This is a genomic window from Halodesulfovibrio aestuarii DSM 17919 = ATCC 29578 (assembly GCF_000384815.1).
GTDB classification, from domain to species: Bacteria; Desulfobacterota; Desulfovibrionia; order Desulfovibrionales; family Desulfovibrionaceae; genus Halodesulfovibrio; species Halodesulfovibrio aestuarii.
This window is the reverse complement of the sequence record NZ_ARQF01000020.1, coordinates 453,870-469,501: the sequence shown is the minus strand read 5'-3', so window position 1 is coordinate 469,501 and position 15,632 is coordinate 453,870. Positions and strand designations below refer to the sequence as shown.

13 protein-coding genes are annotated in these 15,632 nt (G+C 46.2%); 1 reads left to right on the top strand and 12 read right to left on the bottom strand.

The features are described 5' to 3' along the window. Positions 1-10 precede the first annotated feature (10 nt). The 3 genes from F461_RS0108130 to F461_RS17475 form a co-directional block, all read right to left on the bottom strand. A complete protein-coding gene (locus F461_RS0108130; protein WP_020000658.1) occupies positions 11-571 on the bottom strand; it encodes a flavin reductase family protein in 561 nt (186 codons plus the stop codon). 193 nt (positions 572-764) lie between these two features. Next, positions 765-1,418, bottom strand: coding sequence for a response regulator (locus F461_RS0108120; RefSeq protein WP_020000656.1), 654 nt, complete (start codon positions 1,416-1,418; stop codon positions 765-767). Positions 1,419-1,429: 11 nt separating this feature from the next. Continuing rightward, complete coding sequence (locus F461_RS17475; protein ID WP_082208194.1) at positions 1,430-3,487, bottom strand: GAF domain-containing sensor histidine kinase; 2,058 nt, start codon at positions 3,485-3,487, stop codon at positions 1,430-1,432. Between the two features lie 347 nt (positions 3,488-3,834). Here F461_RS17475 and F461_RS0108110 point away from each other — a divergent pair, with 347 nt between their 5' ends. Beyond that, positions 3,835-4,137, top strand: a complete 303-nt coding sequence (locus F461_RS0108110; protein WP_020000654.1) for a hypothetical protein — start codon at positions 3,835-3,837, stop codon at positions 4,135-4,137. A 176-nt stretch (positions 4,138-4,313) separates the two neighbouring features. On the opposite strand, the gene F461_RS0108105 is transcribed toward F461_RS0108110, so the two are convergent. From F461_RS0108105 to F461_RS18630, 9 genes are all read right to left on the bottom strand, one after another. After that, on the bottom strand, positions 4,314-5,666 hold the full coding sequence (locus F461_RS0108105) for an SLC13 family permease (RefSeq protein ID WP_020000653.1): 1,353 nt from the start codon (positions 5,664-5,666) through the stop codon (positions 4,314-4,316). Positions 5,667-5,776: 110 nt separating this feature from the next. Beyond that, positions 5,777-7,093, bottom strand: coding sequence for a malic enzyme-like NAD(P)-binding protein (locus F461_RS0108100; RefSeq protein WP_020000652.1), 1,317 nt, complete (start codon positions 7,091-7,093; stop codon positions 5,777-5,779). 24 nt (positions 7,094-7,117) lie between these two features. Then, a complete protein-coding gene (locus F461_RS0108095; protein WP_020000651.1) occupies positions 7,118-7,663 on the bottom strand; it encodes a FumA C-terminus/TtdB family hydratase beta subunit in 546 nt (181 codons plus the stop codon). After that, positions 7,663-8,499: a fumarate hydratase gene (locus F461_RS0108090; protein ID WP_020000650.1), complete on the bottom strand. Its 837-nt coding sequence runs from the start codon at positions 8,497-8,499 to the stop codon at positions 7,663-7,665. The genes F461_RS0108095 and F461_RS0108090 overlap by 1 nt, the downstream gene beginning before the upstream one ends. After that, a complete protein-coding gene (locus tag F461_RS0108085; RefSeq protein ID WP_020000649.1) occupies positions 8,486-9,274 on the bottom strand; it encodes a fumarate reductase iron-sulfur subunit in 789 nt (262 codons plus the stop codon). The genes F461_RS0108090 and F461_RS0108085 overlap by 14 nt, the downstream gene beginning before the upstream one ends. Positions 9,275-9,285: 11 nt before the next feature. Further along, positions 9,286-11,181 carry a fumarate reductase flavoprotein subunit gene (locus F461_RS0108080; protein WP_020000648.1) on the bottom strand — a complete coding sequence of 632 codons (1,896 nt, stop codon included), beginning with the start codon at positions 11,179-11,181 and terminating at the stop codon, positions 9,286-9,288. 29 nt (positions 11,182-11,210) lie between these two features. Then, entirely contained in the window at positions 11,211-11,864 is a 654-nt protein-coding gene (locus F461_RS0108075) for a succinate dehydrogenase/fumarate reductase transmembrane subunit (protein ID WP_020000647.1), read from the bottom strand. 276 nt (positions 11,865-12,140) lie between these two features. Then, positions 12,141-13,565 (bottom strand): sigma-54-dependent transcriptional regulator, encoded by a 1,425-nt coding sequence (locus F461_RS0108070; RefSeq protein ID WP_020000646.1) that lies wholly within the window; start codon positions 13,563-13,565, stop codon positions 12,141-12,143. Further along, positions 13,537-15,456 (bottom strand): cache domain-containing protein, encoded by a 1,920-nt coding sequence (locus tag F461_RS18630; protein ID WP_020000645.1) that lies wholly within the window; start codon positions 15,454-15,456, stop codon positions 13,537-13,539. The genes F461_RS0108070 and F461_RS18630 overlap by 29 nt, the downstream gene beginning before the upstream one ends. Positions 15,457-15,632: the final 176 nt, after the last annotated feature.

Here is a 15,632-nt window from a genome sequence, read left to right as displayed (position 1 = left end):
GCGGAGTATTTTATGTAAGTGCTTTTCCGTCTTTCCATGCATGGCCGACACAGCGCCCAACTTCCCAGTAGGAGTTGTCCGGCATGGTTAAAACAAAAGGTTTGATTTTAGATATATCAGGAAGGCCTTCCGTCATAAATCGTTCTTCGCACCAGGTTCCGATGATTTCACCAATAAAGAATGTGTTGGTCGGCAGCTCTACGGTATCGTACAATTTGCATTCGAGAGACAGCGGGCATTCTTTGATAAGCGGGGCAGATTGCAGTGTACCGTAAAAGCGGTCAAACAGATCAGATTTGTCAGTGTGTTTTGCAGAAACAAGACCTACGTAATCTGTAACTTTCACCATTTCTGTGGAAGGGAAGTTGATACTGAACTCACCGTTTTCTAAAATTGCGGCGTGTGAAGCGTGCCTTTTATTAACACCTATGCCGAGCAATGCGGGTTCGAAGTTTACTCGCGTGCTCCAGCCAAGTGCCATATAGTTCGGGCTGCTGTTATAATGAGTTCCTAATATTGCCAAAGGCATTGGGAGAGTAAAACCTTGTGGCCCTATATTAATTTTTTCCACCCGTATTCTCCTGCTGTAATGTTCACGGGAAGCAGGGAATAATGCTTCCAGATGCTAAAACAATATGTGATACAGACTGTTTTTTTATCAGAAGGAAGTTTGAACAAAGCGGCAAATTTTCCGAAACTAAAATTTTAGAGCTATGTACAATAAAAGTTGTATTGCTCTGGACATAACTATTACATAATTTTGTCTATGAAAGTGATGCCAATCCTTCTCGTAATGCATACAGTGTCGCTTGCACACGGTTAGCAAGGTGTAATTTGGAGAGGATGTTAGTCATGTGTGTACGCACTGTTGCTTCACTTACAAAGACTTCTTCTGCAATGCTTTTGTTGCTCATCCCTTGAGCAACGAGGCGCAGTATATCAACTTCCCGTGGGGTAAGTGGGTCAGGTGTGGGCTTCGCCGGTTCATCCGGTAGTGAAAGCTCTGCAAGAAGTTTGCGTGCAATATCCGGTGCAAGAGAAGGCTCTCCACTATGTACTTTCCGGATGGCGTTGAGAAGATCTTCCGGTGCGGAATCTTTTAATAGATATCCCATTGCACCAGTCTTTATAGCAGGAAATACTTTGTCGTCAGTTGCAAAGCTTGTGAGTACAATAATCTTTCCTGATAATTTTCGGTCACGAAGTTCCTGAATGGCCTGAATACCATCCATGACTGGCATAACCATGTCCATAAGAATTATGTCGGGGGAAAGTTCGGCGGTACGCTCAACAGCTTCCTGCCCGTTCACAGCTTCTCCGACAATTTCTATGTCATCATAGCCTGAAAGAAAGCCCTTCAGCCCGATACGTACAAGGTCATGGTCATCTACAATAAGAACTCTAATTGGTGCAGTCATGCTCAATGCTCCTAGCAGTTTACCGGAACTACAAGCGAAATAATTGTTCCGTTATTTTTAGTACTGTCAATTTGCAACGTTGCGTACAACTTGTTGGCACGTTCCCGTATATTCCGAAGTCCCATGCCACCAGTTGGGAGCTGATCAAGAGCAAAGCCTTTTCCGTCGTCAGTAATGGACATGGAAACGTAGTCCGGCTTATAGGCAAGTGAGACAGAAACATTGTGCGCATGTGAATGTTTTGTTGCATTGCTGAGAGCCTCAATGGCAATGCGAAACATTTCTTCTTCAGTAGAATGGGCAAGCCGTCGCTCTGTGCCGTCCACAATTATGTTGGCATTAAGACCGGAACGAATTTCTACCGAGTTCATTCGAGCCTGGATAGCACCCACAAGGCCTTCATTTTTCAGTTCAGGCGGATGAAGGTCAAAGATGAGAGAGCGCATGTCGCGCATCGCCTGTTGCGCCATCCCCCGTAAGGCATGCAGTTGTTCTGTTGCCACTTTTTCTTTCCCTAGCGACATGGAACGGCTTGCTGCATCCGCACAGAGGGTTACCGCATACAGTGCCTGTGTTACTGAGTCGTGTAATTCTCGTCCCAGCCGTTGACGTTCTTCAGCTACAACAAGCTTATCACTTTGCTCGGCCAGAGTGGCGTTTCTTAGTGCCATGGAGGCCTGACTGGCAAAGAGTTCCATAATATTTTTATCGATAAAGTCGAACCCGCTTTCTTTATTAGAAATAAGAAGCAAGCCGATAGGTTTTCCGCATTCAATGAGCGGGACTACCAGCATGGTCCGTATCTTGTCGCTTCTCTGGTCTTCGGGGATTTCTTTTTGAACATCTTTGATGATGGTAGCGTTGCCTTGCTGAAGAATTTCCCCGTACTTGCTGGTCGCGATGGGAAATGTGGAAATTGGTGGCTGTGGAAAGCCTGTACCGCAGGAATGGCGGAGGTATTCACCATCCTTAAGCAGGATTGAGCTGCCTGTGCCTTGCACGATGCTTCTGGCCTCATTGCAAATGACAGTATGCACGTCATGTATTTTGGTTTCAGGATGGTGCAAAAGCAGGTTGGAAACTCGTCGCAGGCTTTCACTCTCTTTGAGCTGTCGCTCTTTTTCTTTAACACTGGCGGCGAGTTCAATGGTTGCAGAGACTGTATGCAGGATACCTTCTATCAGTTCTTTTTGCTTAGGAGCAATAATATAATCGGGTACGGCAGAGCCTACCATTGCAATACCGTGCAGGCAGTTTGTATTGCTGTAAATTGGAAACATTGCCATGTTTTCAGATATGATTTGTCTCGGGATATCCTGTGCTATAGCAAAGCTTTCTGAATTGAGTGCGCAGATTCCAAAACTCTTTCCACCAATGGCTGTGATGGTGCTTCCTTCAGGGCAAAGCCGGACACCATCGAAACAACGTTTGTATTCTTCAGATACGTGTCCCCAGCTTGCTTGCGGAGCAAGCCCTTGTGTTCCTGCGTTGCGCAGGAAAATGATGCAGAACCCCTGAGAGAGCGTTTCGCTAATGACTTGCGCCAAATGTTCCAGTGCAGCTTGTGAGTCTGTGAAATTTGTAATGGAACGCGTGGCTTCCAGAAGTAACTTTGTGCGTTCGTGTTCTGCATCGCGCTGTTGGGTGAGGAGTTTGGAATATTTTGCGCCGGTAATTTTATTTATATCAACGTAGAGTAAGTCAACGGCGGCGAGAATATTCTCTCGCTCTTTACCGGAAGGCAGTTGACGTACTATTGCTGCTGATAAACAGAGTTTGCCCAGCATAATCCCTTCGAGAATGTCTGCAAGTTGAACGCCTTGTTCGACTTTTTCTTTGGCAGACGCAGCGAAAAATTTTGCAAGTGGTGCCAGCGTATTGTCATGCATACAACTGCAAATTAATTCAATGAAGTATGAAAAATGAGTAATAAGTTCCGGGTAATTTCCTTTGCTATGCCATTGAGGGAGTCGTTTTAAAAAAAGGTCAGCAAGCTCAATGGTTGCTGAGTCTTTTTGCGCGCGTATAGCCGCAGCGGCATGTTGTAGCAGGGTGTTGGTGTCCATCATACTGTCCGGTGTGCGTCCTGTCGTTAAGAAGAGGGGGCTGTGCCTTCTTTTACATCTAGATGTATATTGCTTTTTCTGTAGGGCAACATCAGACAAATTACTTAGTTTGGAAAAAGAAGCAATATGAAGAAGCGCGCAATTCCGTGCTTACAAGAAAGCGCTACAACGGAGGGAGGGGGTTGTTGGTTCCTGTTGCTTTAAAACAAATTGATTTGAGTAGAATGTAAGCAGTTGATCGTAATGATGAGTCTTATGGACTTAATATACCAATTTTTGAAGTTATTATTAAGCAACAGCAAAATGCAGACGATATGAGAGTTGGAACTTACAGTAAATGCGAGGAATAGATGCAGGTTGCAGGATCCACAGAGCACTCTCAAAAATCGTTTGCCGAGATTATGGCAGAACAGCTGGAAGAGCAGCAGAACATGTTTGTTGATGGGGGTGGTGCAGTTGACACACAGGCAACGATATCATCTTTGTCTGTCTCGAATAGGCATGTTGGAGTAAAAGATAGTACTGCTACGGTCGGTTATGACCTGTTGGCTGCAGATGATGTTATTATGTCTAACGGCATAAAAGCGATGATGAAACGGCAAAGGGCATACAGGCATATGCTGGAGAGTCATTCTGCTGCAATTGTGAGATAGAAACAGCGTATTCAAACTATTCCTTATAGTAAGAGAAGATCCTATCATATCCGTAGACCAAAAAAAAAGCTCACCCTTGCTGCAAGATGAGCTTTTTTTTTATTTGAAACGTTAAGGAGGTTTAAACTTGTACCGTTTTTTCGGTTTATGCGGTGTTCCGCTTGCATATCTATACATTATTGTCCTGTAGGGAAGAATGGCCAGATAAGTGGAACAACCGCAACAATAACAACGAAACTGATGACCTGAAGCGGCCAACCGGCTTTTAGATACTGAGTAAAGGTATATTTACCCGGACCAAGCACGATGGTGTTTGGCGGGGTAGCAACTGGCGTCAGGAAGCAGGCCGAGGCAGACATTGCAATACCCATTACTAATGGTAGTGGAGAAAGCCCACTGTTAACCGCGATAGGAATAGCAAGCGGAGCCATAAGAGCTGCGGTTGCTGTGTTGGACATAAAGTTGGTTACCAGAGCTGTTACCGCACAGACAACGGCTAACAGTGCGTATGGGCTTGTTACGTAATGTACTACGGTGTCAGCGATGAGCTGAGCAGCACCGGATGATTTCATCGCGGTAGACATAGACAGCATACCTGCGAACAGGAATATGGTTGTCCAGTCAACAGACCTGTATGCTTCTTCCATAGTGATACAGCCGGTGATGATTACAAGACATGCACCAAGCATAGCTGCGGTAACCAGAGGCATAATCTTTGTAGCCATAGCAACAACTACGAAGAGGAAGATGATAAGGGACCACCACATTTTTTCTGGACGGGAAGGTTTTGCAATTTCTGTAATTTCACATTCAGTTGTGTTGTCCGGAAGGAATTTGTGTCCGATAACCGTGTAGTATAATATGCCGACAACAAACAGGATAGCGCCTATTTTTGCGAATTCGAAGAAACCGAATGGCTCGATTCCGGCAGGGCCCATTTTTTCGAGTACGGAGTTAACCAGACCGTTAGGTGGTGTACCAACAAGAGTCATGGTACCGCCGAGAGACGCAGCGAACGCAACCGGCATAAGAATTTTACTTGGGCGGATGTTGGCAGAAGCACACATCCCCATGATCATAGGAATGGCTACAACTGTTGTACCTGTATTGGAAAGGAACGCAGAGAGTATACCAACAGAGCACATTGCCAGTACGAGCAGACGAATTTCGCTGCCTTTGGAGAGTTTTACTGTTGCTTGACCTATTTTATCTGCAAAACCGGTAATAAAGGTAGATTCACCGACAATAAACATTGCCATGAAGATAACAACCCATTTATTACCAAAGTTAGCAAACGCAGCTGTTGCGGGGATAATATCAAACATGCTCAATGAAACAGGAACAAGCATTGCTGTTACGGGGAGCGGGATGATGTCTGAGAAGAAGAGCACAGCGGCAACCAACAGGATGCCGAGGGTGATATAAGCTTTCATAGGTGCTGCGGCAGGGGCAGAAGCAGCGAATGCAAGGGAACATCCGATAATCAGGATAGCTCCGAAAATTGAGAGAAGAATAATAAACTTTTTCATGTCGTATCCTCTGTTAAGGGGGAACGATATCGCGCGAATCGTATATGTAGACGTCGCGCTTTCAGGAACCGCCTGCAGTTGCCGCTGCAGGCGGTTTTCTGCGGCATTGATTATTTGTAGTAACTTGCTACGAACGGGGCGATTCGGTCATGAGAAGCAGTGATACGTTGCTTGAGATCATTCTTATATGCTTCCATATCCTGAATAGGCATTGTTGCAACGCCAGTATCCATTGCTGCCTGGGCTACGGCAGGGACTTCCCATTCAAGGACTCGTGGGTCGAGTGGTTTTGGAATAATGTAATCAATACCGAAGGAGAGGGACTTAACACCGTAAGCATCACAGATTTCGCTTGGAACCGGCTCTTTTGCCAGATCAGCAAGAGCCTGTGCAGCTGCAACTTTCATTTCTTCATTAATGATAGTTGCGCCTACATCAAGAGCACCACGGAAGATGTAAGGGAAGCCGGATACGTTGTTGATCTGGTTAGGATAGTCAGAACGTCCGGTACCCATAATGCAGGCAGGACTGGCTTCTTTAGCATCATCATAGGTAATTTCAGGGTCTGGGTTAGCCATTGCAAAGATAACAGGATCTTTAGCCATAGAGCGAACCATATCCTTAGAAAGAAGACCCTTAGTGGAGAGACCAAGGAAGCAGTCTGCACCCTTAATAACTTCTTCGAGTGAACCTAAATCTTTTGCTTGAGCAAATTCAGCCTTGTATGGATTGAGGTCTGTACGGCCTTTATGAATAAGACCACGGGAATCGAACATGAAGATGTTTTTAGGGTCGATTCCCATCTGTACGTAGAACTTGGTACATGCAATACCTGCTGCACCAGCGCCAACGACAACAACTTTCAAGTCTTCCATTTTGCGGTTTGTAATTTCACATGCGCTGATAAGGCCTGCGCCGGAGATAACCGCTGTCCCGTGCTGATCATCATGGAACACAGGGATGTTCATCATTTTTTTAAGTGTTTCTTCAATGTAGAAACACTCAGGAGCCTTGATGTCTTCAAGGTTGATACCACCAAAGGTAGGCTCCATTGCTTTAACAATTTTGATGAGTTCGTCTGAGTCACTGACGTCAAGGTTAATGTCGAATACGTCGATGTCCGCGAAAGTTTTAAAGAGAACGCCCTTACCTTCCATTACCGGCTTGCCGGCAAGAGGGCCGATGTTACCAAGGCCGAGAACTGCGGTGCCATTGGAAACAACTGCTACAAGGTTGGATTTGCCTGTGTACAGAGCTGCTGCAGCGGGATCTGCATGAATTGCTTTACATGCTTCTGCAACACCCGGAGAGTATGCCATGGAAAGATCTTTCTGTGAGACGCAGGGCTTTACAGGAACAACTTCAACTTTACCTCTACGTGGGAGTTTATGATACTCAAGCGCTTCTTCTTTAGTGAACAATGCCATTATCGTTTTCCTTTTTCAGTTGAGTTAAAATTCAAAGTTCGGTTTAGCGTACTGTTCGCCGCCATGGCTGTCGTTCACCACAAGCAGTGGGAAGTTCTCAACAGTCAGTTCTCGAATTGCCTCAGGGCCTAAATCATCAAACGCAATTACTTTAGCTGCTGTAATACACTGGGAGAGGAGAGCCCCAGCGCCGCCGGTTGCGCCAAAGTAAACACCGGTGTGTTCCTGAAGTGCCTTACGAACTTCAGGGCTGCGTTTTCCCTTACCAACGCTTGCTTTAACCCCAAGGCTGTGCAAACGCGGAGCATATGTATCCATACGGTAGCTGGTGGTGGGGCCAGCAGAGCCGATTGGTCTACCTTCTGGAGCCGGACTTGGACCAACATAATAAATAACAGCACCTTTTAATTCAAAAGGGAGCTTTTCATTGTTGTCCAACATGTCGCATAGACGTTTATGGGCCGCGTCACGGGCCGTGTAGATAGTTCCGGAAAGCTTAACTACGTCGCCAACGTGTAGTTTTGCCACATCTTCGTCTTTCAATGGTGCTGTCATATTGTAGGTAGGCATTAGAGTGTAACCTCCTTAATTCTGGAAGAATGACACTGAACGTTTACAGCCAGTGGCAAGCTGGCAATGTGACATGGATGCATGGCGATTTTTACACCAAGGCATGTTGTCTTACCGCCAAGCCCCATAGGGCCGATGCCAAGCTGGTTTATTTCATCTAGTAGTTCTTTTTCCATTGCAGCTAGTTCAGGGTCTGGATTTTCAGCAGAAAGAGGACGGAAAAGTGCTTCTTTTGCCAGTGACGGTGCCAGATCAAATGTGCCGCCAATGCCCACTCCGACAATAGTTGGAGGGCAAGGGTTAGGGCCTGCTTCTGCCATACGGCGGACAACAAACTCTTTAATGCCTTCCCATCCCTGAGCCGGAGTAAGCATGGTGCAGCGGGACATGTTTTCAGAACCGCCGCCTTTAGCCATATGCTTGATGGTTAATTTGTCACCGGCAACATGAGTGAAATGAATAACTGCCGGACTGTTATCCATGGTGTTTTTACGGGTAAGCGGATGGCAGGAAGATTTGCGGAGCAGACCTTTTTGGTACCCGTCGATCATTGCATTATTGATGATCTCGGTAATGTTGCCCTCAATTTGGACTTCGTCACCGATTTCTACATAGAAAACACCTAATCCTGTGTCCTGACAAAGCGGGAGTCCGGACTCTTTGGCAAGGTCTGCGTTTTCTAAAAGCTGCCCGAGAATTTCTTTTGCGGAATCAGAAGTCTCAGTATTACGTGCAACACGGATGGCGGTTTTTACGTCTTCCGGAAGGTAGCGCGCAGCTTTTAAAACCAGATCGACAACAGCGTCATGAATCTGTTCAGCCTTAATGACTTTCATGGCAGCATCCTTTGTGTTGAAGTTTTTCGAGAATGCGTTTTGGAAGAATTCCTTTTACAGAATGGATGGCAAGCATGCGGCGCATAATGCCAAGTTGATCCTGAAGCGGGATATGCTTAGGACAAACATCTTCACAACCAAGTAAACCCATGCATCCGAACACGCCTTGATCATTACCGATAACCTGATAGTAATTTTCTTCATTCCGCTCATCGCGGGGATCAAGGTAGAAGCGGGCAATGCGGGCAATAGATGTGGCACCGAGGAAGTCATCGCGCATGCGGGCGGTACCACATGCGGAAACACAGCAGCCACATTCTATACAACGATCAAGTTCGAAAATATCGTTGGCTAAATCGTTTTCCATCCGGGCTTCTTCTGCTTTTGCATCGAATTTTTCATGGTCGTTATGTACCCATGCTTCAATGCGTGAGCCTGCATCGCGGAACCATGTTCCGGTATCAACGGAAAGGTCGCCGATGAGTTTGAACACTGGCAGAGGGTGGAGAACTATATGATCTGGAAGATCGCGGGTTTGTGTATGGCAGGCCAGACTCGGTCTGCCGTTGATTACCATGCCGCAGGAACCGCAGATTCCTGCTCGACAACAAAAGTCGAATTGAAGGGTCGGATCCTGTTCATCACGGATAATATTAAGCGCGATGAAAAGAGTCATAGAGTCATATTCATTGACGTAGAATGACTGCATGTGTGGTTGGGAATTAGGATCAAGCGGGTTGTATCTGAATACTTCAATATGTAGACGACGGCTCATATCATAGCTCCTTAGCTAGCTTTTTTGGTCTGTTTTGCTTTCTTTTTGTCTGCACCTTTGTTGGGCACACGAAGCTTTTCTTCTGGAATGTCAGCAGTAATGATTTTGCCGCCGCCATATCCACGCTCGCCCGGAGGAATTTCAAAGTATGGAGAGGCTTCTTCATATTTCAATTCCGGACGGGTTTCACCGTCTTTCCAGTATGCCAGTGTGCGGTTGAGCCATTCTTTATCGTTTCGTTCAGGGAAGTCTTCACGAGTATGTGCACCGCGGGATTCAGTACGCATGAGAGCACCGTATGCAGTACATTGAGCAAGTTTGAGCATGCCCGGTATTCTAAGAGCCAGTGAGATTTCAGGGTTAAAACCGATAGCAGTGCCTTGAAGCTTAATGTTCTTGGCGCGGTCGATCAGCTCATCGAGCTTATCAACAGCTGCCTGCAAGTCTTTACCGTTACGGAAAATGCCAACATTATCCATCATAGTGCTGTGCATTTCATCACGTAACTGGATAGCGCTTTCCTGTTTGCTGCTGCGCTTGGTCATTTCCATAATGCGTGCTGCCACTTTCGTGTGGGCATCGTTAATGGCAGATTGTTTGAAATCAACAGTGTGACCCTGCAGGAATTCAACAATTTTTTTACCAACATAGCGACCGGCAACAACGGTTTCTGCGAGGGAGTTACCGCCTAAGCGGTTAAATCCATGCATGTCCCAGCATGCTGATTCACCGGCAGAGAACAGACCTTTAAGGCCGTATGCTGCACCGTCTTTGTTTGTACGGATGCCACCCATGGAATAATGTTGAGTTGGACGGACAGGGATAAGATCGTGAATCGGGTTAACACCAAGGAAGTTCGTACAGATATCGTAAACTTCGCGCAGTTTAGTGGTAATGTGTTTTTCACCGAGATGACGAATGTCGAGCCAGAGGTGGTCGCCATATGGAGATTTGACGCCGAGTCCTTTGCGGATGTGTTCCTGCATACGACGGGATACAACGTCACGGGAAGCAAGTTCTGCTTTTTCCGGTTCGTAGTCCGGCATAAATCGATATTCGTTTACGTCCAGCAGGGTACCACCGTCACCGCGGCAGCCTTCTGTTACGAGAATATCAGTAGGTACTGTGCCGGTAGGGTGGAACTGAATAGCTTCCATGTTGCCCATTGGTACAAGTCCGGTATCGAGTGCTGCAATCTGGCCGCCACCGTCACAGATAACAGCGTTGGTAGTGGCCCTGTAAATGCGGCCATAACCGCCGGTTGCAATAAGAGTTGCGGTGGCAAGATATGCTTTCAATTCACCGGTTTTCAGGCAGCGGACTATTGCACCGAGACAGTTTTCACCGTCATGGATGAGTGCTTCGGCCTGAGTGCGGTCATGAATACCTACTTCGTAGCGTAAGCACATGGAATCAAGCGTGTTTAGAACAGAACGTCCGGTACCATCAGCTGTATAACATGTGCGCCATTTTGCGGTGCCACCGAATGCACGGGCGTGGATTAGTCCGTGTTTTTCGCGTTTTTCTTCAGCTTCAAATGGCTTACCACCTTTGTAGTAAGTGTGAACGCCGGCTTCCACGCGGTTCCAAGGTACACCCCAGTGAGCGACCTCGCGCATTACAATCGGAGCTGTGTCTGCAAAAATACGTGCAACTTCCTGATCGCACCCCCAGTCAGAACCTTTTACGGTATCGGCAAAGTGAATGTCCGGACTATCGCCTTCACCCATAATTGCGTTACCGAGTGCCGCCTGCATACCGCCCTGAGCGGCTGAAGAATGGGAACGGCGTGGTGGAACAATAGAAAGACAAGTTACATTAAAACCGGCCTTGGCTGCTTCTACAGCAACGCGTTCCCCGGCAAGTCCTGCGCCTATACAGAGTAAATCACTATAAATAATTTGCATGAGATAAATCCTGTTAATCTAGTTGGCCGTTAAACCGTAAGGAACAAAAAGCGGATAAGTGTAATCAGACCAATAGTGATAAAGCCGCCCATCATGTAGTTTTCAAGACGCTGGTACCACTTGCGGTTTGCTTTGGTAATGTATCCGTACTTGACGCCAATACGATAGAAGCCGATGCCAACATGAATTTCGGCAAGAGGAAGCAGAACGAGGTAGAAAGGAAGCCATGTTCCACTCTGGACGCGTGCAGCGCTTTTTACTGCCGTGATAGGAAGGTCTGTGAGAACAACCCACATGTGGATGGAGGCCATGACAAGAATAAGAAGAGCAGTAACAACCTGAGCAAGCCAGAGCCAGGTGTCTTTATGGTGCATCATTACGCTATGTTTTATGAAAGCGTTTGATTCCTGTGCACGCCAAGGCATTTTGCGGGCTGCAAGAAGAAAGTGTGTAAAAATGAGTAGGCCGATAATCGGGCCGCCAACCTGAGCCATGTAGGTGGTCTCAAAGAACCATGCAATGGCATTCATTAGTTTGGGACTTATGATAACACTTGAGACGAGCAGTAAGTGTGCCCAGAGAAAAAGTATGAGCAGAACTCCTGACAACATTTGCATGACGTCCAGGCGGCCGACTCCGGCTCCGGTTTTTCTTACATGTAGCGTGAGCGTACTGGCATCCATGGTCTCTCCTTAGCAGGTACTTGTGGTGCGGGCGGATAAGAGAACTGGTGATGATAACGTTCAAACAGCTCTGCTTAGTTTTGCACCGTTAGTGTTAAGCGGTGACCCATAAATGGGGTCGAGTACTTTGCTAAAAGCATGGAGTATGCCAAAAGATATAAAAGCTTAAAGTTATATAAAACAGACTGTTATGGCTGTTTGAGCGATGAAGTAGAAAGAGGGTTTTCCTGCCTGACAGGAAAACCCTCTTGTTTGGTAAGAAAACAGTACTAAGCGTTATTTAATTTGATATTTTTTCAGCAATGCATATAGGCGGGATTGGGATAGGCCAGAGAGTTCCACAGCTTGCTTAATTGAGCCTTTGGTAGAGTTGAGCAATTGCGTAAGGTAGCTGTGTTCTGCTTTTTCAATTACGGCATTCCTGTGTTCCTGCATGGTTGGCAGGTCGTCATTGTTTGCTTCATAGGAAAAATTAGAAGGCAGTTCTTCTTTCGTGCATTCCTGCGGGGTGATTCTGTTCTTGGCAAGGCGTGCACGAAGAGAAGGCGGTAGGTGCTTGATGAAAATCCGTGATTCATTGCGGGATGTTGAAACCATAAACTCGACAGCATTCACAAGTTCACGGATGTTCCCAGGCCAGTCGTAATCTTCCAGTGTAGTAAGAACACTTGGATTAAATGCCTTGGAGGACAGTTTGTTTTTTTTGAAGAAGAGCGTCATATAGTGATCAATCAGTAATGAAATATCTTGGCGGCGTTCGCGTAGTGGTGGAAGCGTTATTGTTGCAGAGCAGATGCGGAATGCTAAATCTGTACGGAAAGTGCCTTCTGTCTGCATTGCATCAAGATCTCTGTTGGTGGCAGAAATAAGACGGAAGTTGCAGGGTATTTCTTTTTTGCTGCCCAAGGGGCGCACTGTACGTTCTTGCAGAACGCGCAAAAAGGCTTTTTGGGTGGAAAGTGGTAGCTCGCCTATTTCATCTAAAAAAAGAGTACCGTTGTTCGCTTGCAGAATAAGACCTTCCTTGTCCTGCATTGCACCGGTAAAGGTGCCTTTCTCGTGCCCGAAGAGTATTGTTTCGACTAGATTCTCGGGCAGGGCGGCACAATCTACTACAACAAAAGGTCCTTTGTTACGTGCGCTGTTGTTGTGCAGGGCGCGTGCAAACAGTTCCTTACCTGTTCCGGTCTCGCCGGAAAGCAGTACGTTCATATCACTATCAGCAAGCTTTCCAATTTGTTCCAGACACCGAGTTATGGCGCTGCTTTCGCCGATAATGTTTTCTCTCCGTAAAGCCTGAACTTGGCGTACTCTTCGGGAGGCAAGTTTGTCGGACCGGTATTCTAAGGCGTTGGAAAGGGTATCCATAATTGTATGGATGGAATCACCTTTTTCTACATAGTCCCATGCCCCATTAGAGATTGCTGTTTCTGCAGCATCAGGGTCACCGTTACCCGTTATAATTATGAGTTCCGGATGGGCTGGTTGATCCATTATGTCGGTGAGGATGTCCATACCGTTGCCGTCCGGCAGTTGGACATCAAGAAAAACAGCATCAAATTCTTTCTGTGTTGTTTTTAGCAGGGCATCATGAATCGTAGCTGCTGAGTCTGCAGCATACCCGAGGTGGCGTGCTGCACGGCTGAGCGTGTACGTTACGTCAGGATCATCATCAATTATGAGTATTGCTGGAGTATTCATGAGGTTCCTTATCTGTTGAGCAGGATTCGTTGAGCAGCTGTCGTACTGCTTCGCATAGTAGTGCTGGCTCAAACGGTTTTGAGAAGAATCTGGTTACACCGAGGTCTTCCCATTCTGAGGGCGTTTCAGCGCATAGATCGCTTCCTTCTAATCCACTATATAGAATTGTCGGCATGTCCGGCTTAACTGAATGAATTTCTTTTATGAGTTCTGTTCCAGTTAAATGCGGCATCATCTGATCTGTTAACAGTAGGTCAAAATTTTCAGGGGCTGCTTTAAAAGCGTTCAGTGCGTCCCGACTATTGGTGTAAAGCGATACATTGTAGCCGTAATGGGAAAATAGTTTTTCCACAGGGTAGGCAAGGTCTTTGTCATCATCCACAAAGAGGATAGATTCTGTTCCGCCCTGAACCGGAATAGTGTTGAGTTGGTGCGGAATTTCCTCTTCAGAAATTCCTGCATACGGCAGGAGCACTGTGAAGGCCGTGCCCACCCCCGGGGTGGTGTCAACGCTGATATGTCCCTTGTTTTGTTTTATAATAGAGGAGATTACAGAAAGCCCAAGTCCTGTTCCTCCAGCTTTTTTTCGCGTTGTGTAGAAGGGATCAAAGATTTGATTGAGTAAGTGCAGAGGAATGCCCGTGCCTGTGTCGCGTACGGTCAGAGCCACATAATGGCATGCTGCGATTTTCATTTCTTTGGCTTCAGGCAGACTTATTTCACGTACAGACAATTCAATAAGCAGGCTCCCCTTTGTTCCGTCCATAGCTTGAACAGCGTTGGTGCACAGGTTCATAAGTATCTGAAGATATTGGTCAGGATCGGCATAAATAAGAGCGGAGTCGCATTTGTTGCGGACTGAAACATCAATGGTAGCAGGGATAAAAGACTCAAGCAGGCGCATGCATTCCTGCAGAACAATAGAAGGTCGCATAAGTTGTACGTGCGTACTGTTTCGGGTGCTGAAAGCTTTTATTTTACGCACCAGTGCCTTGCCTCGATTTGCCGCTTGGAGAATTCTTCGTAAATCTTCATCCGCCGATATATTTTTTTTAAGATCTATCAACGCCAGTTCACTGCACGATATTATTGCCCCCAAAATGTTATTGAAGTCATGCGCAATTCCACCAGCAAAAATGCCGATAGCTTCCATCTTCTGTGCATGGCGCAGTTCGCGTTCCATTTGTTTCCATGGCTGCACGATAGTGTTGATCATGTAGAAACTAGCGGGGACAACTAAGAAGAAAAGTACAAAGGTGGTACCCACGGACACGATTATAATCGCCTTCTGAACGTGCGTTTCCAGCTTTCTGGCAAGTGAGTTCTGTTCGGCATCAATAGTGTCAATGTAAACACCTGTGGCTATCCAGAAGTCAGTTCCGGGAATCATCTGTGCGTAGGCAAGTTTTGGAAGTGGGATGTCTTCTTTTGGTTTGGAGAACCAATATGTTGTGTATCCACCTCCGTTTTGTGCAGCCTTTGCAAGATCAGCAATATATTTGTGACCGTTTTGGTCTTCGTGGGTGAGGCGATGAGTATTGACGAATTCAGGATGAAGCGGATGCGCGATGTTAATGCCTTTTGTGTTGTACACAAAATAATATCCGTCAGAGTCGTAGCGTAGGTCCTTAACGGCATTTTGAATTTGAATCTGTTGTTGTTCTTTGGGGATATTTTTGAGTTGGTTGCTCAACAAGTCTGAAATGGTGTGGATGGAGTAAGCAATGCTTCGCTTGTAACCTGTAAGCATGGCTGATTGGGATTCTTCTATTGCGTCCTGCTTCACCTTATTCATGTAGTAGATATACGTGATGCCGATACTCGCAGAGAAAAAGAACATAAAAAGCAACAGCAAAGTGACTCTGTTTGTGATTGTCGGTTGGTCTGACACAGCACTAACTCCAGTCTTGATGAAAGAACATAGATCGACTGTAGGACAAGCTAGAAAAAAGGAAAAGGGGGAGAGGCAACTTTGCAGTTTAACACCAAAGAGTGGTGTGAATTTCAGGAGAGTTGGAGCATCCTTTTTTATAAAGTAAGTTTTTATAGAATGTTATGTTATATATT